General features: G+C 59.0%; 22 protein-coding genes. 12 read left to right on the top strand and 10 right to left on the bottom strand.

Translation table 11 applies throughout. The features are described 5' to 3' along the window. Positions 1 to 3 precede the first annotated feature (3 nt). The 5 genes from ACN1C3_RS02695 to ACN1C3_RS02675 all read right to left on the bottom strand — a co-directional run bounded on the left by ACN1C3_RS02695 (position 4) and on the right by ACN1C3_RS02675 (position 5,297). Positions 4 to 687, bottom strand: coding sequence for a peroxiredoxin-like family protein (locus tag ACN1C3_RS02695; RefSeq protein ID WP_419114248.1), 684 nt, complete (start codon positions 685 to 687; stop codon positions 4 to 6). Next, on the bottom strand, positions 684 to 2,036 hold the full coding sequence (locus tag ACN1C3_RS02690; RefSeq protein WP_419114247.1) for an LLM class flavin-dependent oxidoreductase: 1,353 nt from the start codon (positions 2,034 to 2,036) through the stop codon (positions 684 to 686). Before ACN1C3_RS02690 ends, ACN1C3_RS02695 begins: the two co-directional genes overlap by 4 nt. Before the next feature lie 27 nt (positions 2,037 to 2,063). Further along, positions 2,064 to 3,026 (bottom strand): ABC transporter substrate-binding protein, encoded by a 963-nt coding sequence (locus ACN1C3_RS02685; RefSeq protein ID WP_419114246.1) that lies wholly within the window; start codon positions 3,024 to 3,026, stop codon positions 2,064 to 2,066. A gap of 82 nt (positions 3,027 to 3,108) precedes the next feature. Then, on the bottom strand, positions 3,109 to 4,692 hold the full coding sequence (locus tag ACN1C3_RS02680) for a rhodanese homology domain-containing protein (RefSeq protein WP_419114245.1): 1,584 nt from the start codon (positions 4,690 to 4,692) through the stop codon (positions 3,109 to 3,111). Beyond that, a complete protein-coding gene (locus tag ACN1C3_RS02675; RefSeq protein ID WP_419114244.1) occupies positions 4,689 to 5,297 on the bottom strand; it encodes a cysteine dioxygenase in 609 nt (202 codons plus the stop codon). The genes ACN1C3_RS02680 and ACN1C3_RS02675 overlap by 4 nt, the downstream gene beginning before the upstream one ends. Before the next feature lie 240 nt (positions 5,298 to 5,537). Between ACN1C3_RS02675 and ACN1C3_RS02670 the strand changes: the two genes are divergently transcribed. Continuing rightward, positions 5,538 to 6,443 carry a LysR family transcriptional regulator gene (locus ACN1C3_RS02670; RefSeq protein ID WP_419114243.1) on the top strand — a complete coding sequence of 302 codons (906 nt, stop codon included), beginning with the start codon at positions 5,538 to 5,540 and terminating at the stop codon, positions 6,441 to 6,443. 152 nt (positions 6,444 to 6,595) lie between these two features. Beyond that, complete coding sequence (locus ACN1C3_RS02665) at positions 6,596 to 7,390, top strand: class II aldolase/adducin family protein (RefSeq protein ID WP_419114242.1); 795 nt, start codon at positions 6,596 to 6,598, stop codon at positions 7,388 to 7,390. Positions 7,391 to 7,394: 4 nt separating this feature from the next. Here ACN1C3_RS02665 and ACN1C3_RS02660 read toward each other — a convergent pair whose 3' ends face one another. The 5 genes from ACN1C3_RS02660 to ACN1C3_RS02640 all read right to left on the bottom strand — a co-directional run bounded on the left by ACN1C3_RS02660 (position 7,395) and on the right by ACN1C3_RS02640 (position 15,322). After that, positions 7,395 to 8,831, bottom strand: a complete 1,437-nt coding sequence (locus tag ACN1C3_RS02660; RefSeq protein WP_419114241.1) for an efflux transporter outer membrane subunit — start codon at positions 8,829 to 8,831, stop codon at positions 7,395 to 7,397. A 10-nt stretch (positions 8,832 to 8,841) separates the two neighbouring features. After that, the gene (locus tag ACN1C3_RS02655) at positions 8,842 to 11,007 is read right to left on the bottom strand and encodes a glycosyltransferase (RefSeq protein WP_419114240.1); all 2,166 of its coding nucleotides are present in this window, start codon (positions 11,005 to 11,007) and stop codon (positions 8,842 to 8,844) included. A 1-nt stretch (position 11,008) separates the two neighbouring features. After that, a complete protein-coding gene (locus tag ACN1C3_RS02650) occupies positions 11,009 to 12,274 on the bottom strand; it encodes a hypothetical protein (RefSeq protein WP_419114239.1) in 1,266 nt (421 codons plus the stop codon). Further along, on the bottom strand, positions 12,271 to 13,482 hold the full coding sequence (locus ACN1C3_RS02645; protein ID WP_419114238.1) for an HlyD family secretion protein: 1,212 nt from the start codon (positions 13,480 to 13,482) through the stop codon (positions 12,271 to 12,273). The genes ACN1C3_RS02650 and ACN1C3_RS02645 overlap by 4 nt, the downstream gene beginning before the upstream one ends. A 751-nt stretch (positions 13,483 to 14,233) precedes the next feature. Next, a complete protein-coding gene (locus ACN1C3_RS02640; protein WP_419114237.1) occupies positions 14,234 to 15,322 on the bottom strand; it encodes an LLM class flavin-dependent oxidoreductase in 1,089 nt (362 codons plus the stop codon). 284 nt (positions 15,323 to 15,606) lie between these two features. Here ACN1C3_RS02640 and ACN1C3_RS02635 point away from each other — a divergent pair, with 284 nt between their 5' ends. The 10 genes from ACN1C3_RS02635 (at position 15,607) to ACN1C3_RS02590 (ending at position 22,046) form a co-directional block, all read left to right on the top strand. Then, entirely contained in the window at positions 15,607 to 16,491 is an 885-nt protein-coding gene (locus tag ACN1C3_RS02635) for an ABC transporter permease (RefSeq protein WP_419114236.1), read from the top strand. 1 nt (position 16,492) lies between these two features. After that, entirely contained in the window at positions 16,493 to 17,302 is an 810-nt protein-coding gene (locus ACN1C3_RS02630) for an ABC transporter ATP-binding protein (protein ID WP_419114235.1), read from the top strand. Between the two features lie 38 nt (positions 17,303 to 17,340). Next, entirely contained in the window at positions 17,341 to 18,366 is a 1,026-nt protein-coding gene (locus ACN1C3_RS02625; RefSeq protein WP_419114234.1) for an ABC transporter substrate-binding protein, read from the top strand. 48 nt (positions 18,367 to 18,414) lie between these two features. Next, entirely contained in the window at positions 18,415 to 19,227 is an 813-nt protein-coding gene (locus tag ACN1C3_RS02620) for an energy transducer TonB (protein WP_419114233.1), read from the top strand. Positions 19,228 to 19,313: 86 nt separating this feature from the next. Next, on the top strand, positions 19,314 to 20,036 hold the full coding sequence (locus ACN1C3_RS02615; RefSeq protein ID WP_419114232.1) for a MotA/TolQ/ExbB proton channel family protein: 723 nt from the start codon (positions 19,314 to 19,316) through the stop codon (positions 20,034 to 20,036). 1 nt (position 20,037) lies between these two features. Further along, positions 20,038 to 20,439: an ExbD/TolR family protein gene (locus ACN1C3_RS02610; protein WP_419114231.1), complete on the top strand. Its 402-nt coding sequence runs from the start codon at positions 20,038 to 20,040 to the stop codon at positions 20,437 to 20,439. 264 nt (positions 20,440 to 20,703) lie between these two features. Continuing rightward, positions 20,704 to 21,048: a mercuric transporter MerT family protein gene (locus ACN1C3_RS02605; RefSeq protein ID WP_419114570.1), complete on the top strand. Its 345-nt coding sequence runs from the start codon at positions 20,704 to 20,706 to the stop codon at positions 21,046 to 21,048. Between the two features lie 12 nt (positions 21,049 to 21,060). Then, positions 21,061 to 21,336, top strand: coding sequence for a mercury resistance system periplasmic binding protein MerP (merP, locus tag ACN1C3_RS02600; protein ID WP_419114230.1), 276 nt, complete (start codon positions 21,061 to 21,063; stop codon positions 21,334 to 21,336). Between the two features lie 7 nt (positions 21,337 to 21,343). Next, positions 21,344 to 21,565, top strand: a complete 222-nt coding sequence (locus ACN1C3_RS02595) for a GDCCVxC domain-containing (seleno)protein (RefSeq protein ID WP_419114229.1) — start codon at positions 21,344 to 21,346, stop codon at positions 21,563 to 21,565. Positions 21,566 to 21,743: 178 nt separating this feature from the next. Continuing rightward, the gene (locus ACN1C3_RS02590) at positions 21,744 to 22,046 is read left to right on the top strand and encodes a pentapeptide MXKDX repeat protein (RefSeq protein ID WP_419114228.1); all 303 of its coding nucleotides are present in this window, start codon (positions 21,744 to 21,746) and stop codon (positions 22,044 to 22,046) included. The last annotated feature ends 227 nt before the right edge of the window (positions 22,047 to 22,273 follow it).

Here is a 22,273-nt window from a genome sequence, read left to right as displayed (position 1 = left end):
TTGTCAGATGGCGACTTGCAAGGGTGTTTGCCCCAGCAGCTGTTCGACAACACGCAATACCGGCTCGGCTTCGGTGCGCACCAGCCAGTCAGGGCTGACGTCGGCGAAGGCCACCGTGCCGTCTTTGGCAATCACCACCACGGTCGGTTGCGGCAACTCCCAGGTACCGGTGCCGGTGGTTTCACCGATGCCATTGCCCTTGGCCAGCGCGGCCTTGCGTGAGGCTTCATCGAAGCTGTAGAGAATGCCCAGTCGCCGACCGAGGCGATTGTCCGGGTCGCTGGCCACTTGCAGTTCAAGGTTGTGGCGAGTCTTGATCTCCACCAGACGTTCCGGCACCTGCGGGCTCACCGCCACCAGCGGCACACCCAGGGCATGCAGCTGCGCATAGAGCCGGCGCTGGTAATAGGGCAGGGCGATGTTGCAGGCCGGGCAACCGGCGAAGCGGAAGAAAATCAGCACCGCCGGGCCGTCAGCGAGCAGCGCGTCGCGGCTCAGGCTGCCTCCTTCGACCTTGAGCAGGGTAAAGGGCTCAAGGGTGTCACCGGCTTTGACGAAGTCGTCGACCTTGGCTTCATTCACCAGACGTTGGCGCTGATCGATGTTGACCTGCAAGGCCACAGGCTCCCAGGTCGCCAGGCGTTCTGCATGCAAGTCCGCCAGCAAGCGGTTGAGGGATTCGCTCATGCCAGTGCCTCGCTTTTTTCTTGAGTGTTGTTAGCCGTGTGCGCGTAGCGATTGGCCGGTACTTCCAGGCCGAGGTTGTCGCGCAAGGTAGTGCCGCTGTACTCGTTGCGAAACAGGCCGCGCTGTTGCAGGACTGGCACCACGAGCTCGGTGAAATACTGCAGGCCGTCCGGCAACAATGAATTGATGATGAAACCGTCAGCGGCGCCTTCCTCGAACCACGTCTGAATGGCATCGGCGACCTGCTCGGGTGTGCCGACGAAATCGCGCCGTGGCCGGGAGAAACGCAGGGCGACTTCACGCAAGGTCAAAGCTTCGTCTTTGGCCAGTTGCTTGATCCGGTCCGACCCGCCTTTCTGACTATTGGAACCCAGATCGCCCAGCTCGGGGAACGGTGCATCCAGTGGGTGCTGACTGAAGTCGTGGTCATTGAACGGACGACCCAGGGCGACAATCGCATCCTCGATGGTCACCAACTCGACGGCTTGCTGATACCGGCTTTCAACCTCGGCCTCATCGCGCCCGACGATCGGCCGGATGCCCGGCAGGATCGACAGGTTTTGCGCATCCCGACCAAACCCGCTGGCGCGGTTTTTCAGGTCCTGATAGTAGGCGCGCGCTTCGTCGAAGGTCTCGGGGCTGACGAAAATGGCATCAGAGTTTTCGGCGGCAAAGTTACGCCCGTCCTCCGAGGTGCCCGCTTGAAAGATCACCGGTTGACCCTGCTGCGAACGGGCGATATTGAGCGGACCTTTCACCGAGAAGAATTCACCCTTGTGCTCCAGGGCGTGCAATTTACCGGGGGTGAAAAACTCCCCGCGTTGCTTGTCATAGGCAAAGGCGTCGTCTTCCCAGGAATCCCACAAGCCCTTGACCACCTTCACATGCTCCTTGGCGATGCGGTAACGCACGGCGTGGGGTGGGTGTTCGCTCTTGCCGAAGTTGTCGGCTGTGCCGCTGAGCCAGGAAGTCACCACGTTCCACCCGGCGCGACCACCGCTGATATGGTCCAGCGAAGCGAACTGGCGGGCGACCTGGAAGGGTTCGGTGTAGCTGACGGTGACGGTCGCCACCAGACCAATGTGTCGGGTGGTCGCGGCCAGGGCCGAGAGGATGGTCAGTGGTTCGAAGCGGTTGAGGTAGTGCGGGCTGGATTTCTCATGGATATGCAGGCTGTCGGCGATAAACACAAAGTCGAACTTCGCGGCCTCGGCCAAGTGTGCCTGCTGCTGATAAAAGTCGAAGTTCACGCTGGCATTGGCCAGCGCCTGCGGGTGGCGCCATTCGCCCCAGCCATGGCCGACGCCATGGACCATCGCCCCGAGTTTCAGTTGGCGTTGTTTGCTCATGGTGCTACTCCTGAATCAGTCCCATCGTTATCGGGATGCTTGGTTAAGTTGGGCGCGCTTGGCGTTGAAACTCTTGTCGAAGCCTTGGGATACGTCGATGTGTTTGCTGAGAATGCCTTCCTCTTGATAGATGTCGGCGGTGGTTTGCAGGCCGCTGATCACCTTGTCGTCAATCTCCACGGGCTGCATTTGCGTGCCTTTGGCCACCGCGACGTGCACGGCCAGCGGCAAGCCCGTGACTTGCGCCTGGGCGGCGGCATACTCCTCGGGATGGCTGTTGGTCCAGCGGTAGGCGCGGTCGACCCGGGCGATGAAATCTTCGAGTTGTTGGCGTTTGCCGGCGATGGCCTGGCTTGTGGCGGCCAGGTACAAATGGTTGGTCAGCAAGGTGTCACCGCTGATCAGCACCTTGGCCTGACTCTGGGTGGTGGAAATGGTGGTATAGGGATCCCAGGTCGACCAGGCGTCGGCGCTGCCGTTATCCAGCAGAATTCGCGACTCGCTGGGCAGCAGGTAGATGAACTGCACGTCGTGGGTGCTCAGGCCGACGCTGCGCAAGGCCTTGATCGCCAGAAAGTGTCCGATGGAGCCGCGAGTGGTGACGATCCGCTTGCCCTTCAGGTCGCTGGCGCTGTTCAGTGCCGAATCCTTGGGCGCGAGGATGGCCGTGGTGTAGCGGCCTTGGGCATGCACGATGCTGACGACTTTGATCGGCGCGCCGGCCCCGAGGGCGAACACGTAGGGCGCATCGCCCAAGGCGCCGATATCCACTGCACCGGCATTCAGTGCTTCGCCCAACGGCGCGGCAGCGGGAAACTCGGAGAACTGAATCTCGTAGGGCACGTTCGCAAGCTCGCCAGAGACCTGGAGCAGCACTTTGATCGTGGACTTTTGATTAGCCACCAGTAGCGGTTGCAGGTCGGCAGCCTGGCTGGATGCAGCGAGGCCCAGGGTGCAAAAGAGGCTCAACAGCAGGCGTTTTCGTGACATGGGAAACTCCAGGCGGGTTCTTGTGCTTCGTGGTACCTCCGCCTGGAGAAGGGGTCGGTCTGTGTTTGAAGTTATTTGTTGCTCAAATCACGAAAAAGCCATGGGTGCCGTCGCGGGCAAGCTGGTCCACCAGCCCGAACTCCCAATCCAGATAGGCTTGCATCGCTTCGCGCGGGTTATCGGTGCCTTCATAAGGTCGGCGATAGCGGTCGATACGCGGTGAGGCCAGATGGCTTTCGCCTTCTTCCAGCGGCAGGTGCGCGGCAATCCAGCTGGCCGTGCCGCCCTTGAGCAGGAACACCGGTTTGCCGGTCAGGGCTTCGACGTCGGCAACGGCCAACCGGGCCAACTGACTGCTGCCACACGTCAGCACATAGCGTTGCGCAGTGGGTACGTTGGCCAAGGCCTCACGCAGTTGCCCACGCAGCGCCCACCATGCGCCGGGGATATGGCGTTTGACGTAGTTGGCGCTGCTGGTGAAATCCAGTACCGCGCTGTCGCCATGGGTCAGCCATTCGGCCAGGGTCTCGGGGCTGATTTCCTCGGCCTGCTGCGGCGCGGGGACTGGAGCCTGCCAGGTACCTTTTTCGCTGAAGTTCGCCGGTTGCAGATCGTCGAGTACGTGCACCTCCCAACCCAGTTGCGCGAGCCAGGAGGCCGACATGTTGGCGCGTACGCCATCGTCGTCGACCAGTACCAGACGGGCACCGCGCACGCTGGCGAAATGGTCGGTTTCCTGCACCAGTTGTCCGCCCGGCGTCGAACGTGCAGTGGGCAGGTGGCCGGCTTCGAATTCTTCCGGAGTCCGTACGTCGAACAGGTAAGTACTGCGCGCAGGCTCTTGCTGCCAGCGCAACAGATCAGCCAGCGTCGCGCGCCCCACTAAAGCTTTGTCGGCCACCCGGCGAGCGTCGCGGGCAGCGATCTCGCGATGCTGTTCGCTGGTCGGCGCGAAACGACGTGCCTGACCGTGCTGCAGGGTTTGACCGGCCAGGGTCCAGCCGATCGTGCCGTTGCGCAGGGCCGAAACGGGATTGGCGATACCGGCATTGATCAGCGACTGGGTGCCGATGATGCTGCGGGTACGCCCGGCGCAATTGACGATGATTCGGGTATTAGCGTCCGGTGCCAGTTCACGGGCACGCAGCACCAGTTCTGCTCCCGGCACGCTGATGCTGGTGGGGATGCTCATGGTCTGGTATTCGTCGAAACGTCGTGCGTCGAGCACCACCACATCGGCTTCGCTATCGAGCAACGCCTGGACCTCCTCGGCAGCCAGCGACGGGGTATGGCGCTGGCTTTCCACCAGCTCGCCGAAGGCTTTGCTCGGTACGTTAACGTCGATGAACAGTTCACCCCCGGCCTTGCGCCAACCGTTCAGACCGTCTTCCAGCACGCTGACATTGACGTAGCCCAGCGTCTGCAAACGGTGTGCGGCGATGCTCGCCAGGCCTTCGCCATTGTCATAGATGGTCACGGCGGTATCGCGCCGAGGGATACGTGAATACACCTCCAGCTCAAGCCTGGACAGCGGGATGTTGGCGGCGAACAGCGGATGCGCTTCGGCGAAGGGCGCTTCTTCGCGTACATCGATCAGCGCCAGTTCTTCATGGGCCAGCAGCGCCCGGCGAATGTCAGCGAAGGAACGCGTCGGTAGGGTGCTCATAGGTCTTGGCTCTCTTTGGACAAATCCCAGATGTTCGGGAGAAAGGCGTTGGAATAACCGGAAATAAACAGTTTCTCGCTGCCATCGGTCTGGTACACCGCGCGGCGCACGGCACCGATGTTGGCGCCATACACATGGATGCTGATGGAGACCTGATCATCAAAAGCGTTACTGACCTGATGAATGTCGCCGATGCGCGGTGAAACCGCTTCAACCCGGCCCGGCTCCAACCGCACCTTTTGACTGTTCGGGACTAACTGGCCGTCCGCGCTGCGCTCGAATCCCTGGGAGTACTCCGCCCCGCGCAGCATGCCAATCAACCCCCAGATTCGATGGTCATGGATCGGCGTGCTTTGGCCCGGGCCCCAGACAAAACTGACGACGCTGAAGCGTTGCCGTGAATCGGCATGCAGCAGGTACTGTTGATAGCGTTGCGGGTCGGGTTGGGCAAAATCATCGGGTAGCCAGTCGTCGTGGCTGACCAACTGTGCAAGCAGCTTGCCGCCACGATGCAGCAGATCGCCCTCGCGCGGGTTACTGTCGATCAGTTCCGCCAGGGCGCCTATGAATGCTCTGAGTCTCTCCGGGTGTCGGACCTGGGTCATGGCGTTTCCGTTGTTCGTTTTGGGAAGTGATGTCCTGATTTAAGCATAATGTTTTTTTGTAATATGCTATTTTTTAATTATTAGCATATAGCTGAAAGGAATTTATAGGCGGATCTGCCAAGTAAAGAAGCTATTAGCGTGCAGCGCAGAGCGCGCCTCGTGGTGCAGGACTATCCAGCGCTCTTTAATGGAACTATGCTTTTCAGACATATTAATTACTGTTCTCTATGTGAGGGCCAAATGAAAATTGATGATATCGATGCCTTTGTAGAGGTGATTCGTTGCCAGTCGATCAGCCATGCCGCCGAGTCGTTGCAGTTGACCCAGCCGGCGATTACGCGGCGCGTACAAAACTTTGAACAGGCATTGGGAGTCGAGCTGTTCGACCGCAATACCAAGCCGCTCAAACCGACGGTGATCGGTACGCGAGTGTACGAACAGTGCCGTTTGATCCTGCGTGAAATGGATGCGTTGCGTGAATTGGTGGCCACAGACGCTGCGCCCACCGGCGTGCTGCGCCTGGGCGTCCCGCAAACCATCGGCGATGTGGTGCTGCTCGATGCGCTCAAGCATCTGCGCAATGAATACCCTGAACTGCGTGCACAAGTTGCGACAGGCTGGGGCAGCCAATTGGTCGGCAAAATCGAACGAGGTGAGCTGGATGCGGCGGCAGCGCTGTTTCCGGCGGGCAAGATTTTCCCGGATAACATCGTCGGTGAGTCCATCGGCAAGATGGAGTTGGTCGTGGTCTGCGCCAAGGACCAATTGCCCAAGCGCCCTTGCAAACTCGCCGACTGCTACCAGAGTGGCTGGATTCTAAACCCTGACGGCTGTGGCTTCCGTGCCGGGCTGCAGCGAACCTTGTCGGACCAGGGGCTGGCCTTGCGAGTCAATCTGGAAACCTTCGGCACCGAGTTGCAGTTGGGCCTGGTAGCCGACGGGCTGGGCCTTGGACTGGTGCCGCGTCCCTTGTTGGAGCGTAGCGCTCACCGCGATCAATTGGCCGTCATGCCACTCAAGGATTTCAAACCGGTGATGGACCTGTGGCTGATCTATCCGCATTTCCTCGGCAATCTGCAAGGCCCGGTCGACGCCTTTGGCAAACTGGTGGCGGGCTCGTTGAAGAAGATCAAGAACGCTGCTTGATTGAGGGATGCAGGGCAGAAATCAACGGATGACGGGTGCTGCTCATGATAAAAAAAATTAATAATTAGCTTATATTAAAATGTGCTTTTTAATAATTTTTTGCTTCGCATAGGCTTGCTGGAGATCTTTAAGGCCATCCAGGGAGTTTTGCCGTGAGCACTGTCAGTCCGTTATCCAGCCCCTCCAAAAACGTTCGCCAGCGTGTCAGCCCCGAAGAGTGGGAAGTACGCGTGAAACTGGCCGCGGCCTATCGGCTGGCGGCTCTGTTCAAATGGACCGATCACATCTACACGCATTTTTCCGCGCGAGTGCCTGGGCCCCATGAACACTTTCTGATTAATGCCTTTGGCCTGCTGTTCGATGAAATCACCGCCTCCAATCTGGTCAAAGTGGACATCGACGGGACCATTGTCGACGACCCCACGGGCCTCGGTATCAACTACGCCGGTTATGTGATTCACAGCGCGATCCACGGCGCACGTCCCGACCTGCAGGCGGTATTGCATACCCATACCCGCGATGGCATTGCCGTGTCAGCCCAGCGTGATGGACTCTTGCCAATTTCCCAGCACTCCATCGGCTTCTCGGGTCGAGTGGCGTACCACGGCTACGAAGGGGTCGCCCTGGATCTGGACGAGCGTGAACGTCTGGTCGCCGACCTGGGTGACAAGAGTGTGTTGATCCTGCGCAATCATGGACTGCTGACGGCGGGTATCAGTGTCGAGCACGCGTTCCAGCAACTGCATGGACTGGAACGCGCCTGCAACATCCAGATTGCGGCACAAGCCGGCGGTAACGCTGAGCTGATTTTCCCGCCGGCAGACGTCGTGGCCAAGGTCGAGAAACAGGCAGAAGTCTTCAAAAGTGGCGACGGGCCGGGCGTTGTACGGCATTGGGACGCACTCATCCGACAGCTGGAGCGCAGCGATACGGCTTATAAAGAGTGATTGTTTACATGGCGACTTTCAACGGTGGCTTCCAACCGCCACCCAGGGCCTTGTACAGGTTCACCTGATTGACTTCTCTCGCCAGTTCCATTTCCAGCAACTGTTGTTGCGCGGTGAATAACGAGCGTTGGGCGTCCATGGTGGAGAAGTAGCTGTCCAGACCCGCTTCGAAGCGAAGGCGAGACTGGCGCCAGGCTTCTTGATAGTCAACGACCAGGCGTTTCTGACTGTCGACCTGGGACAGCATCTCCTGACGCGCATTAAGGGCGTTGGCCGCTTCGCGAAAGGCATTCTGCACGGTCCCTTCGTAAGCGGCGGTTTGTCCATCGTAACGGGCATGGCTGGCATCCACCTGTGCGCGTCGAGCTCCGCCATCGAACACCGTCAAAGAGCCGGCTACCGCGACTGACCATAATCCGGCCGGGCCGCTCATCAGATTGGCAAACTCTCCAGACAAACTCCCCAGCGCAGAGGTGAGTGACAGTCTGGGGAAATAGGCGCTACGCGCGGCGCCTATATCGGCGTTGGCGGCTCGCAACAGGGCTTCGGCCGCGATGATGTCGGGCCTGCGCTCGATCAGCGAGGAGGGTAGCCCTGCAGGTACATCGGCGGTCGCAAGGTTTTTGCCCAGTTCGCCTTCCGGCAGCAGTTGGGCGGGCACGGGTTGACCCACCAACACGCGTAACGCATTCATATCCTGCGCCACCTGCATGCGATAGGTGTTGATCTGCACCGCAGCGGTGTTGGTTTGGGCATCGGCCTGGTGGACATCGATCCGTGCGGTAGAGCCATAGTTGTAACTGGTGCGCAACAACTGTCCGTAGTGATTTTGCGAGTCATAGGTACTTTGTGCCAACGCCAACAGATTCTGGTTGGCTTTCAGGCTCAGCCAGGTACTGGCGACTTCACCGATCAACGCCAGTCTGGCCGTCTGGTAGTCCGCCTCGGAGGCTTCGAAACGGGCCTTCGCCGAATTTTTTTCGCTGCGGATACGGCCGAACAGATCCAGCTCGTATGAAGTGAAACCGGCGGTGGCCTGAAAGGTGTTGGCCACGCTGCCTGAGCTGTCGCCTCCGGTGGGCGTCCTGACCGTTGATGGCATCTTGCTGCGTCCGGCATAGGTGTCGATGCCAATAGCGGGAAACAGCTTGGCTTGGGCTCCCGCATAACCGGCTCTGGCTTCTTCCATGCTGGCCGCGAACTGACGCAAACCGCGGTTGTTATTCAAGGCCAGTTCGATCAATTGCCGGAGCCGGTTGTCAAGAATGAAGCCCCGCCAATCCTGTTCGAATGCCTGCTTGGCGCTGCAACAATCGGCTGACGCGGATTGCGGCCATTGTTGGTCGATGGGGGCGTCCGGCCGTTCATAAGTCGGCTCCATGGAGCAGCCGCTCAGCATGAGCAGGGATGCCAGGCAGGTCGTGGATAAGGACTTGTTCATGATGGCTCTCCTACAGGCGTTGGCTGAGCAATGCTCGCAGCTGGGATAAAAGGAGTGACAATAAGCTGCCCCTGCTGCCGGATCCGTTAGGGCCGGACACTTGCGGCACAGGCTTTTTTATCGAACTGCCATTAGCGGGTTTGAATCGAGGCATGGACTGCCTGGAAGGTTGTCTGGCGCGTTGTGGCACTACCGGTCTGGCTGCCTTTTCACCCAGCAACGAGCGGCGCAACAGGCTATTGAACGCCATCAACGGCCTGGCCTTGCCGGCGATATTGGGTGTTGCATCGCTGAACAGCCGTGTGATGAGTCGATGACGACGTGCATCGCTCAGGTCGATGAATTGCAGTCCCAACTGGTCAATGCGCGGGTGGCGCATGACTTCCACCCCGAGCCAGCCCACCTTGTTGACCCATAGCTCACCGCGCAATCCCTGTTTTATCGACTTCGATAACGTGCAGGAGAAAGCGGCCCCGCTAATGGAAAGATTGACCAATCGGCCCGGCAAGGTCACCCCGGCGATACGCAAACCGGCGGGGTGGTCGAAGGGGAATCGCTCTTCGCCGTGCAGGCGGGGACGGTCGACGCAGGCCACCAGGGTCGCGAGGTTGTAGACCAATGCGACCACGGTCCAGCACAGATTGAACAGCATGTTGCCGTCGAACGAGGCTGCGGTCGCGATGGCGGTATAGGCGCCGATCTGTGAAAGCACTGTCAGCGCACAGAAGAACCCGAACAACTTCCAGTGAACGACAGTCTTGGAGCGATCGAGTCCTTTAGCCGTCACTTTGAACGGCCGGCCGAAGGGGCGGATCATGGCGCTGATGAGGGTCGCAGTCACCGCCAGCGATGCCACGATCTGGGTGACTTCGGTAAAAATCGGAAGTGTTCGCCGGTCGGTGACCCAGGTGCTGTAACCCCAGAAGGCAATCAGCGCGGGCATCCCATAGGCGAGAAAGTCGACAGGGGTGGCATAAAACCCGGCGATACCGAAGTACCAATACAGCACCGGCGAAATCAGCAGCATCAAAATGAATGGCTTGGAGGCCCAGTGCATCAGGCCGTGCATAAAGTGCAGACGATCGTTGAGCGTATAGCCCTCGCCACGCAACGGACCGTCCTTGAGCAGTGCGACCTGAATCGTACCCAGGCACCATCGCCCGCGCTGATTGATGTACTCGGTCAAGCCCTCGGCCGACAGACCGATGGACAAGCGTTCGTTCAACCAGCGGGTGACATAGCCGTGTTGCAGCAATCGGTAAGTGGTGTTGATGTCTTCGCAAATCGACTCGGTGGGAAACCCGCCGAACGCGGTGATGAGGTCACGGCGGATGACGAACGACGTACCGACGCAGAACGCGGAATCCCAGCTGTCCTTCGCCGGTTGGTAGACGTCGAAGAATACCCGCTGCTCGTCCACCCAGCAGGTCGCGGAACCGAGGTTGTGCTGGATTGGATCGGGGTTGTAGTAAAACTGCGGTGTCTGCACCAACCCGACTCGAGGGTCGTCGAACAGACCCAAGGTGCGTAACAGAATGGATTGCTGCGGTGCGAAGTCAGCGTCCAGCACCAGAATGTAGGGTGCATTGGTCCTGGCCGCCGATTGCCGTAAACCATTATTGAGATTCCCTGCCTTGGCGTGGGAATTGTCCCCGCGACGTGCGTAATGCACACCGACTTCGGTGCAATAGTCGCGCAACCAGTCACGCCGGGTATCGTCCAGCACCCAGATAGCGAAATTGGGGTAGTCGATGGCTTGTGCGGCGGCGATGGTTTTTTCCAGGATAGTGAGTCCCTCGTTATAGGTCACGATGAACACATCCACCGCCGGCACATGCTGACCCGCCGCTCGCAGGCGGCGCTCCCCGGCATCGGCGCTGGCGTGGTGATCGGAGCGGCATAGCATCACGATGATTGAAAACAACGTGTAAATGATCGCCAGCAATTCAAAGAACAGAAAACTGTATGACCAGACCGCGGCAAAACCGGCATGGGGGTCAGGCAGGGTGTCGTGGATCCGCCAGATGGCATAGTTGATCAGCAGCAATCCGGTCATCGCGCCAAACGCGGTCCGCGCCGCCCATTGGTCGCGATGGGTCAGGCAACCGAACAGGATGACCATGGCCAGCGTCCAGACGTTGATGTGCAGCAGTTGCAGCGAGTCCAATGCAGGCATGTCAGTTCGCCTCTTGAGAACCTGTGAAAGGGTTGATGCCGATTGCGGCGATCGCCGCCCAGGCAGTGGCGCCCAAATGAGGCAGGTGGTAGTAGAAAAAATCATCGATGACGGAGTCCGGACCTATGGCCAGTCCGGTACTGATGCGTGCCTCGGGTGTCGCAAACAGCCAGCCGTCAGCGGCTTGCTGCGCGGCCAGAACCGGCCACAGCGGCTGCGCTTTTTCCGGGGATCCTCTGAGGCGAGCAACCGCAGCGGTCTGCGCCGTTCCCTCGGTCCACAGACCGTCCGGATTGCGCTTGAAGCCGTAGCCGCTCCCGGCACGATGGGCCTGATCGATGAAGCTGAATACCCGCTGCCAATCAGCGGGAGGATCCTGCAGGGCAATCAACGGCCAGATCTGCGCGTCCAGCCCTGAGCGCACGCGTTCGGGTGTTCTCCCGTCGTCCAGGGTGCCGATCAGAAAGCGGCCTTCGCGGGCATCCCACTGACTGAAGACGAACTGGCGGGCAATCTTCGCCTGGCGCGCCGAATGTTCATCCGGCACCAGCTGATCAAGCGCCGTCCAGGCAGCCGCCAGATCGGCATTGTGTTCGGTGGACTTCCAGCCCTGCCGGGTTTGCTGCGGGGGATAGCCGTAATACCCGCCGATGAATCCTTCGGGAGGCTGACTGTCGTAGGTGTTCTGTTCGGTCCAGCGCAGAACCCTTCGGGCCGCCTCCAGATAAGGCGCCTCGCGGGTTTGGCGATAGGCCTCCAATAACGCCAGTGCCCCCCAGGCTTGGTTACCGGTGGCGCTACTGATCTGGTACGCATCCTGATTCCAGGCGTTGCGTTGTGTGCTCCAGTAGCCGGGCAGGGGGATTGGCCCGCTTTTGAGGGGGCCGGCAGCGTAGGCGTTGCGCAATCGTCCGTCCTGATATTCAGGGTCGTGCACGGTCGCGTATGCCAGCGCATCCGCGATCCGGCGTGCCGATTGCGCTTTGCCGCAGGCGAACAGGGCGATGCTGGCCAAGGCGTTATCGTAAGTGAACGCGACCCCGCGCAAGGCCAGGATTTCAGGCTGCTGACCGGCCAGTGGCGGATAGCTGGCCAATAACAGCGGGCCTGCCGCTTGTGCCTGTACCGCCTGGTCGAGCACTGTGCAGGTCGTCTCGGCCAGGCGTGGCATCGGGTCCGCAGCCAGCGCCGGGCTCGCACCATGAGCGGCTGCCAGGAACCCGAGTGTCAGCACCCAACGCTTGCCGGCATAGCTGGAAGTCATCATAAGCGTGAGACCTCGGCAGTGACCCAATGCCCAGGATTGCAGACCGCTGCTCGCTGACTTTTCGTGAGAGTGCTGTCGAAGGCGCCGACCACGTAGACCGAGTTCTGCTCGGCATAGGGAAAGGGAACGCTATAGCTACTGACCTGAATGTCCGAGGGGCTGGACAGCAGTTGCACGACCTTGGCGGTCAGGGGGTGGCTTAAGCCGCGGATACTCACCTGCAGAACGCTATCGCGTTCGATCTTGCTCGCCAGTCGCTCCGGGAACACGGCAATCACGGAACTCTCATTGCAGTTGGTGGCGCGCAGCAATGTCGCACCCGCACGTACCTGCGTCCCTTGCGGTGCCACCAATTCCTGGACGGTGCCGGGTGAATAGGCGATGACGTCGTACCCGGTCATCAGCTTTATCCGGTCTTGCTCGGTGGCAATCAGGTTATTGAGGTTGTCCAGTTCCTGTTGTTGTGTCGCCCGATTCTTGGCCTGATTGGCCAGGCTCAAGTGCAAGGTGGTTATTTGCGCCTTGAGTTCGAACAGGCGCAGCTGCTCAGGGTCCAGATACACCTCTTTGCTGGCAGCGCTGAGGTCACCATCATTGATCTGCAGTTGCGACTTGACTGACTGGGCAGCGCCTTGCAGTGATGCCAGTTGTGCCTTGGAGGAGGCCACTGCGGCCTGGCTGATGGCGCCTTGGCGAAACAGCTCGAGGTTACGATCGACCGTCTCCTGGGCGTCTTCCAGGCGCACACTGGCGGCACTGTTTTCGGCTTTCAGGGCTTTCTGGGCATAGAGCTGTCGGGTATGGAATGCCGATTGATATTGCTGACTGGTTTTCTCCAGCGCGTCGAGAAATTGCTGATCGTGCTCCTCCTGGCTGGCCGCTGAAGACAGTTGCTGCTCCAGGGACAAGCGGCGCGTTTGCAAGGTCAGCAAAGCCTCTTGGTTGGCCCGCGGATTTTCGATGGTGGCGATTTTTTGCCCTGTGGCAAAGCTGGCTCCGGGTTCGACCGTGAGCGAACTGACCACACCATCGATCGGCGTCGTCAACAAAATCACTGGCGCGTTCAACACGGCCCGCGTCGCGGATGAAGATATCAAGGGCATGAACAGGGTCGAAAACAGCAGCCAGATAATGAATACCAGGACGCCGAATCCAACCAGTCGCGGCAGGAGGGAAAGTGAAAAGCGCTTTATGCGAGTCTCAGCCATCGTTCAACACTCCTTGAAAGAGCAATGATTTAGTTCGGCACGTGGCCGGTCCGACCCGGTTGTCAGGTAATAGAACCCATGACGGTACAGGGCAAAAGGCAGGTGGAACTCAAGTTGAAATCGCCGTTCGTTCGGTGGGCGATAATGACTCTGACCCAGCGATGGTTTGAAAGTTTTTGTCAGGTGCGCAGGAATGTTGTCCTGTCTTTTGAGTGGTGTTAGATAATAAGCAGGGCGTAGTTTATTACTTATTTACCTATTGAAACTGCTGCGGTAAGCCAGTTGAAGTCTGCCATGGATGAGGGCATATGGCCTTCAATATCAGGCGGTTAGCTCATTCAAAGCCCAGCGTTTGTTGAGGTTTCAAGTGTCCGACGGTAATTCTGCTCTCGACGGCTGTCAAGGATCTGCTGATCTATGGTTTTAGTTTGCCGATGAATTGAGATGTTCTTCCGGGCACTGTTGTTTGCCTCGTTTAAACATATTCAGAGCGGAAGATTAGAGAGACAAGGCAAAAAAATATATGGATCCATATATTCATATAATTGAAGCAGGCCAACACCTACCAGAACTATTTTATAAGGGGGGCGTACCAAACAGGTTCGCCCCCCTTATTGATCGTTCCCACGCTCTGCGTGGGAACGCCTCACTGGACGCTCCGCGTCCGCTTCGGCAGTGACGCGGAGCGTCACGGGCTGCATTCCCACGCGGGAGCGTGGGAACGATCATTAAAACTATTCCCTCTTATCCGTCACGCCACTTTTTCCGCCGCTTGCCGTTCGCGTTCGGCCACCAATTCCCGCGTCAACGGGATCAGGCGTTTGCCGTAGTCGATGGCGTCTTCCAGTGGGTCGAAGCCGCGAATCAGGAAGGTGGTGATGCCCAGGTCGTAATAGTCGAGGAGGGCTTCGGCCACTTGTTCCGGGGTGCCGACCAGCGAGGTCGAGTTGCCTTGCGCGCCCAGCAAACCGGCGATGCCGGTCCACAGTCGTTTATCCAGACGTGAGCCTTGGGCTGCCGCCGCCAATAGACGCCGAGAACCTTCGTTCGGTGGTTCGCGGCGGATGAAGCCGTTCTGCTCGGCGAGGGCAGTGGCCTGCTGCAGAATGCTCTCGGCACGGGCCCAGGCGTGTTCTTCGGTGTCCCCCAGAATCGGCCGCAGCGACAGGCTGAAGCGAATGCTGCGGCCATGCTTGGCCGCCTCGGCGCGTACCTGATTCACCACTTCGCGCACTTGCTCGTAGGTTTCGCCCCACAGCGCATAGACATCCGCATGCTTGCCGGCCACTTCGATGGCCGCCTTTGATGAGCCGCCAAAGTACAACGGGATCTGCGGCTGTTGCGGGGATTTCACCGCCGAGTGCGCACCCTCGACCTGGTAATACTTGCCCTGATAGTCGAAGGGTTTTTCGCTGGTCCATTCCTGGCGCAGCACATCGAGGTATTCGTCGGTACGGGCATAGCGCTCGTCCTTGCCGATGTAACTGCCGTCGGCGCGCAGTTCCCGGTCATCGCCGCCGGTAATGATGTGCACCGCCGTGCGTCCACCGTTGAACACATCGAGGGTGGCGAACTGGCGTGCGGCCAACGTCGGCGCGGCGAAGCCCGGTCGGTGGGCGATGAGGAATTTCAGATTTTTTGTCACGCTGGCGGCATGTGAGGCAATCAACGTGCTGTCCGGGCTGTTGGAGTGGAAGGCCACCAACGCTCGGTCGAAACCCGCCTCATCGTGAGCCCGGGCGACTTTTTCGACGTACTCGGGTTGCAAGACCGGGCCGCTGCGAGGGTGGATCTCCGAGGCAGGGTGGCCGCCGATATAACCGATGAATTCAATGCTCATGACGAGTTCCTTTTCAGGTTTGAGGTAGGCGCAATTCAAGCCTCCACCTGGCATGGGGTCGGTCTGGTGTGTCGAAAGTAGGCGGATAGGCGGGGCCTGTGAAATGCCGTTTTGTTCTAAGTTTATTATGCAAATAATTTATTTTATCAATCAATGTAGTAATTTTTTATTCATATTAGGTTATTCCAAAAAAGAATTTCACTGACGTTTTTTATGCGAATAGCATGAAATCTAAGCTGACGCATGGCACCTCCGGCCATGTTCTTTATGAGGAAGGATGCCTAATGACCGAAAAGACTTTCGATACGCAGGGCGCCGCAAGCTCGTTTTCCGTCGATAAGGCCGCTCGCCTCACAGGTAATGTGCACGGTGCGTCGAGGTTGATCCCCGACGGGTTGCGCAATTGGCGCACGCCTGAGGTGCTGCTGCGGTTGCTCAGTCCCATCGCACTGTTGCTGCTGTGGGAATTGGCTTCCCAACTAGGGTTTATCCCGCAACGGATCATCGCTGCACCGTCGCAGATTGGCGGCACGCTGTGGGCGATGATCGCTTCCGGGGAGCTGGGCAAGCATTTGCTGGTGTCACTCCAGCGAGCACTGTTGGGCTTGAGTATCGGCGTCAGCGTCGGTGTGGTCGCAGCACTGATCACCGGCCTGTCGAAGCGCGGCGAGGTGATACTCGATTCGCCGATGCAGATGCTGCGAACCATTCCTTCATTGGCGCTGGTGCCGTTGTTCATCCTTTGGTTCGGCATCGGCGAGTTCACCAAGATCGCGCTGATCGTGACCGGTACGACCTTCCCGGTGTACCTGAACCTGTTTTCCGGGATTCGCAATATCGACCCAAAATTGATCGAGGCCGCCAACACCCTGGGCCTGAATCGTCGCGAGTTGATCTGGCATGTGATCTTGCCGGGCTCCTTGCCCTCGTTCTTTGTCGGCTTGCGTTACTCGCTGGGGATTTCCTGGCTGGCACTGGTGTTCGTCGAGCAAATCAACACCACTGCGGGCATTGGCTATCTGGCCAGTGATGCCCGGGACTTCATGCGCACCGACGTGATCGTTATCTGCCTGCTGATTTACAGCGTCCTGGGCCTATTGATCGACGGACTGATCCGCACGCTGGAGCGTTATGCCCTGGCCTGGCGCCCATCTTTTGTGAGGAACTGACATGTCGAACATCGACCTTTTAGAAGCGCCGAAAACCCTGCACTCATCTGCGCCCGTGCAACTTCGTAATGTCGTGCGTCAGTTCGGTCAACAGCGAGTCATCGACGGCCTGGATCTGGACATCGCACCGGGTGAGTTCGTCGCGCTGCTCGGGGCCAGTGGTTCGGGTAAGACTACGTTACTGCGCAGCCTGGCCGGACTGGACAGCATCGACAGTGGCCAGCTTCTGGTGCCCAAGGCGCGGGCCGCGGTGTTTCAGGAGCCACGGCTGATGCCCTGGAAGCGTGCCTGGAAGAATGTGATTCTCGGCTTGCACATCCCCGACGCCAAAGCGCGCGCGGTCCAGGCCCTCACCGAAGTGGGGCTGGCCCATCGGCTTGAAGCCTACCCGGCCACGCTCTCCGGCGGCGAAGCGCAGCGGGTGGCACTGGCCCGCGGCCTGGTGCGCGAGCCCAAGCTGTTGCTGCTCGACGAACCGTTTGCCGCTCTGGATGCGTTGACACGGATTCGTATGCATCGGCTGATCATCGAGTTATGGCGCAAACACAATCCGGCTGTGCTCTTGGTCACCCATGACGTCGATGAAGCCGTCCTGTTGGCCGATCGGGTCATCGTGCTGGCCAACGGCAAAATCGCCGAACAATTGTCTATCGACCTGCCACGCGCTCGAGACACCGGTCAGGAAGGTTTTCAGGCCATCCGTGCACGCTTGCTGAGCCTGTTGGGTGTTGAAGTGGAAACCGATGCCCGGGTAGTCGGGGCTGCACGAGACACCTCAAACAGTAATGTCCGGCGTTTTGCCCACGGCTGATGCCAGTTCCGATTCTTCTGATACAGGGATGTTCCGATATGCCGATTCGCGCCTGGAAACGTACGATCCTGCTGTTGTCTGGCACCGCGCTGATGCTCAGTGGTTGCGGTGATTCTGTCGAGTCGAACGCTCTGCCCAGAGCCAAGGCGGACGTGTCCAGCGTCACGCTGGTGCTGGGTGATCAAGCCAAGGGTTTGCGCACGGTGGTCGAGGCGGCGAAGGCCTTCGAGGGCATTGGCTATAAGGTCGAGTGGGCGAATTTTCAGGGTGCTGCGCCGTTGTTTGAAGCGCTGCGCGCCGGTGCGGTCGATCTGGGGCCGGCCGGAGATACTCCGGTGCTCGCGGCGGCGACCGGAGGCACACCTTTGCGGATCGTCGCCGTGCGGCGCAGTGGCGCTCGTGGCATCGCCATTCTGGTGCCGAAGGATTCGGATATTCAGAGCGTCGCTGATTTGAAAGGACGCAATGTGGTGGTGTCTTCCGCCCGCGGCAGCATTTCGCAGTACCTGCTGATTCGCGCGCTGGCCAATGCCGGGGTCGATGAGAAGGAGGTCAAGGTCGGTTTTGTGCTGCCCACCGATGCCTTGCCGGCATTCAACGCCGGCAAGATCGAAGCCTGGGCGACGTTCGGCGTGTATCAGGCATTCGCCGAGCAGAAGGGCGCGCGGGTTCTGATCAGCGGCGAGGGCATCAACACCGGGCTGACGTTCATCACCGCCTCTGACGAAGTCCTCACCGATCCGCTCAAGCGCAAGGCGGTCAACGACGTGTTGCAGCGCTTCGCCAAGGCGTTCGAGTGGGCCCGGCAACATCCCGACGAGTACGCTCGGGTCTTTGCCAAGGTCAACGATATTCCGCTTGAAGTCTCAGAGCGACTGCGCAGTTGGGGCGATGAGTCGCTGCTGCCGGTCGAGCCGCGGGATGTCCAGGCGTTGCAGCAAGTCGATGACTTGTTCGTGGAAAAGAAGATTTTTCCCCATCGAATCGATGTCGAAAAACTGACTGATACGCAAGTGTTTTCCCTGACGCCGTTGACGTTGACTCAATCGAAGCCTGCGCAGTAATTCGGCCTGAACCTCGACATAAATCTGAACAGTTACAGGAGTCAATCAATGGGCAATGTCCAGAGCGCCGCAAGTGCCCGAGAGGTGTTCCGGCACCCGGTACCCCACGGCGAGCTGCTCGACCTTGGCCGGGCCTTTCGTGAGCCCTTGGCACTGTCGCGTCTGCACCGCACGCCCAAGCGTGTCTTGAGTCGTCGCGAAGTGATCTTGCTGGGGGTGTTCGCGCTGGTGCTGCACGGAGCGGTGATTGTCTGGGTCAACCAGACACCGCCGCCGGCACTGCCAGTGGTACCACCGGAGATCCCGCCGATGACCATCGAGTTCTCGCAACCAGCGCCACCCGTAGTGGAACCCCCACCGCCCGAGCCGATTCCACAGCCAGTGGTCGAACCGCCACCGCCGGTTGAAGATGAGCTGGCCGTGAAGCCACCACCCCCCAAACCTCTGCCCAAGCCAAAGCCCGTGGCTAAACCGGTTCCAAAACCCGTCGCCAAGCCCGTGGAGCAGGCACCGGCGCCACCCGCGCCACCACAACCGGTCGCCTCGCCAGCTCCTGCGGCACCGCCCGCACCGAAACCGGTGACACCTGCTTCTGCCAGCGCCGGCTACTTGCATAACCCGGCACCGCAATACCCATCGTTGGCGATGCGTCGCGGCTGGGAAGGCACGGTGTTGTTACGGGTGCATGTCTTGGCCAGCGGTAAACCGAGTGACATCCAGATCCAGAAAAGCAGTGGACGCGATCAACTCGACGACGCGGCACTGGCCGCGGTCAAACGGTGGAGTTTCGTGCCGGCCAAGCAGGGCGATGTCGCCCAGGACGGTTGGGTCAGCGTGCCCATCGACTTCAAAATCAAGTAACTCAACCTTATCGATATACACCGCGGGCCACCTGACAAAAGGCGCATCGCTACAACCGATCTAATGCCTTGTTGGAGAGCCTGACCATGAACCTGATCGCATCCCCCTTCGAATCCATCGAACACACCGTCATCTGGCTGTTGATCCTTTTCTCCGTTGCAACCTGGGGCTTGGCGTTGCTGAAGGGTGTGCAGTTCACCCGGCTCAAGACCCAGGATCGCACATTCCATAAACAGTTCTGGGCCGCCTCAAGCCTCGACTCGGCCGCCGAATTCGCCAACAGCCAACCCGGCGCAGCAGCCCGCGTCGCGCTCGCCGGTTATGCGGCCATTCAGGTCGCTGACCATCAGAGCACCGACCTCAGCCAGTCGATCAACCATCAGGACCGTCTCGAGCGCGCCTTGCGTCAGCAGATTGTGCGTGAACGTCGCTCGCTGGAAACCGGCCTGGCCATCCTCGCGAGCATTGGCAGCACCTCGCCCTTCATTGGTCTTTTTGGGACCGTTTGGGGGATCATGTCGGCCTTGAAAGGCATCAGTGCGGCGGGCTCGGCGAGCCTGGAAACCGTGGCCGGGCCGATCGGTGCCGCGCTGGTCGCAACCGGTGTCGGGATCGCCGTCGCGGTGCCTGCCGTGCTGGTTTACAACTACTTCCTGCGTAGACTGAAACTGACCGCCGCCGACCTGGAAGACTTCGCCCACGACTTCTACAGCCTGGCGCAGAAGCATTCGTTCCGCGTGCTTCTGCACCCGGTGCTGAGCAAGTCCGGCGCCACCGTCGCCGGACAGAAAGTCAAGGAGGCGTCCTGAGATGGCATTTTCCACACAAGACAGCGATGAAGTGCTCAGCGAGATCAACGTTACGCCATTGGTGGACGTCATGTTGGTGCTGCTGGTGGTGTTCATCGTCACCGCGCCGCTGCTGACTAACGCGATTGCGATCAACCTGCCGAAGACCGAATCGGTGGCGCCAGTGGAACAGAAAGATCCCCTGGTGGTGAGCATCGATGGTCAAGGCAAAGTGTTCATCAATAAAAACGAGATTCAGCCGGATCTGCTTGAATTCAACCTGCAAGCCGCCAAGGCGAAAACCCCCGACGTGCGCGTGCAACTGCAGGCCGACAACGGGGTGAATTATGGCGAAGTGGCCCGGGCTATGGCCTCGATCGAACGGGCGGGGATTACCAGGTTGTCGGTGATTACGGCGAAGTAAGAGGACTTCCGGCAGGAGGGCAGGGGGCTTCGGCGACGCGTTGACCGACCGATAAAATATCTGCGTTTTTCTGGGCCGTTCCTTTGGCAGGGAGCGGCCTTTTTTTTGGTTCTTCACGGATTACCGGGAAAGACTATTGGCCGAAGCTGACGTTGGCGAAATTTATCACCCGCCGTCTATAAGCCGTTTACCGCTCCTTGACTCCGTACCTAAGTACAGGATCTAGAATGATAGATGGGCAATCAGATTTAAGGCGTGAATAGGATGCAACTCACCGGGAAAGGCTCGTTGATCGCGGGCGTACTAGCGGCTATCGGCGCGTCGGTGTGCTGTGTTGGCCCCCTCATATTGCTAGCACTCGGCATCGGCGGAGCGTGGGTAGGAAACCTGACAGCAATGGAACCCTACCGGCCCCTATTTATTGGGCTGACGCTGCTGTTCCTTGGCCTGGCCTTGCGCAAGCTCTATGTGGCGCCACAAGTCTGCGCACCGGGTACGCCCTGCGCCGACGCTCGAACCATCAAGCGGCAGCGGCTCACGTTCTGGATCATAGCCACACTGTTGCTCGGTCTACTCGCCGTACCGTCAGTGGCCCCACTGTTCTACTAGTAGGAGTCCCCCATGCGCAAATTACTCATGGCCATGCTTACCGCCATTCCCTTCACAGTGCTGGCTGCGACTCCCCAGGCGGTCACGCTCGACGTACAGAACATGACGTGTGAGCTGTGCCCGATCACGGTAAAAAAGGCGCTGGAAAAAGTCCCCGGAGTGAGCGCGATCAAGGTCGATTTCGACAAGAAGACAGCCACCGTCATGTATGACGCTGACCAGTCCCAGCCCGAAGCCCTGACAGAGGCAACCACGAACGCAGGTTATCCCTCGACCGTCCATAAGTGAGGTTTTAATGAAAACCGTCGTTCTTGAGTCTGTGCTGACCTGCCCGCAATGCGGTTTTGCGAAGCTGGAAACCATGCCTACGAACGCTTGTCAGTTTTACTATGAATGCAGCAACTGCAAGACGCTGTTGCGCCCTAACGCGGGCGACTGCTGTGTGTTCTGTTCGTTCGGCTCGGTGAAGTGTCCGCCGATCCAGCAGCAGCGTGAATGCTGCACGTTGGTACATTGATCGTATATCGGACAGATTCCGGGAGTCATTTGCAGTATCTCTGAGCAAACGAGTTATCACGTTTAATTTAACTTTACGTGAGGATTTAGGGATGTGTAGGCCTACATAATTCCTGACAAACCTAACCGCGCAGCCCTGGCTGCGTTCATTCGCAATCTGTGCTTCAAGGAGTCACATCATGAAAAAGTTAACGACTGCCGTACTCTCCATGTGTCTGGCACTTGGCGCAGCCAGCGTGTATGCCGCCGATACCCTGTACAACGACAGCATGAGCAAGGACACCATGTCCAAAGACGCCATGAAGAAGGACACGATGAAAAAAGGCACCATGTCCAATGACTCCATGGGCAAGGACACAATGAAAAAAGGCACTATGTCTAAAGACTCGATGAAGAAGGACACGATGAAAAAAGGCACTATGTCCAATGATTCCATGGGCAAGGACACGATGAAGAAAGACGACATGTCACCAAGCTATTGAGTCGTGGTGAATAAATACAGTGGATCCCGTAGGCCGCCTTCCTGGCGGCCTCTTTGTGGGTGCGCCAGGCATGGCGCGTTGCGCGTAAGCGCAACCAGTCTGGCTGTGGTGGCCACGCTGGTGACTTGGAGGTGAAAGTCCTCTACACACCCGGCAAGGGGAAGTGTTAGCCAGAGGCAAGGGTGTCGCGGGTGACTGCGAATCTGAAGGAAGCCCGAGGCAAAATG

The organism is Pseudomonas sp. H11T01 (genome assembly GCF_048515765.1).
In the GTDB taxonomy this organism is placed as follows: Bacteria; Pseudomonadota; Gammaproteobacteria; order Pseudomonadales; family Pseudomonadaceae; genus Aquipseudomonas.
This window is presented reverse-complemented; position numbering and strand designations above follow the sequence as displayed.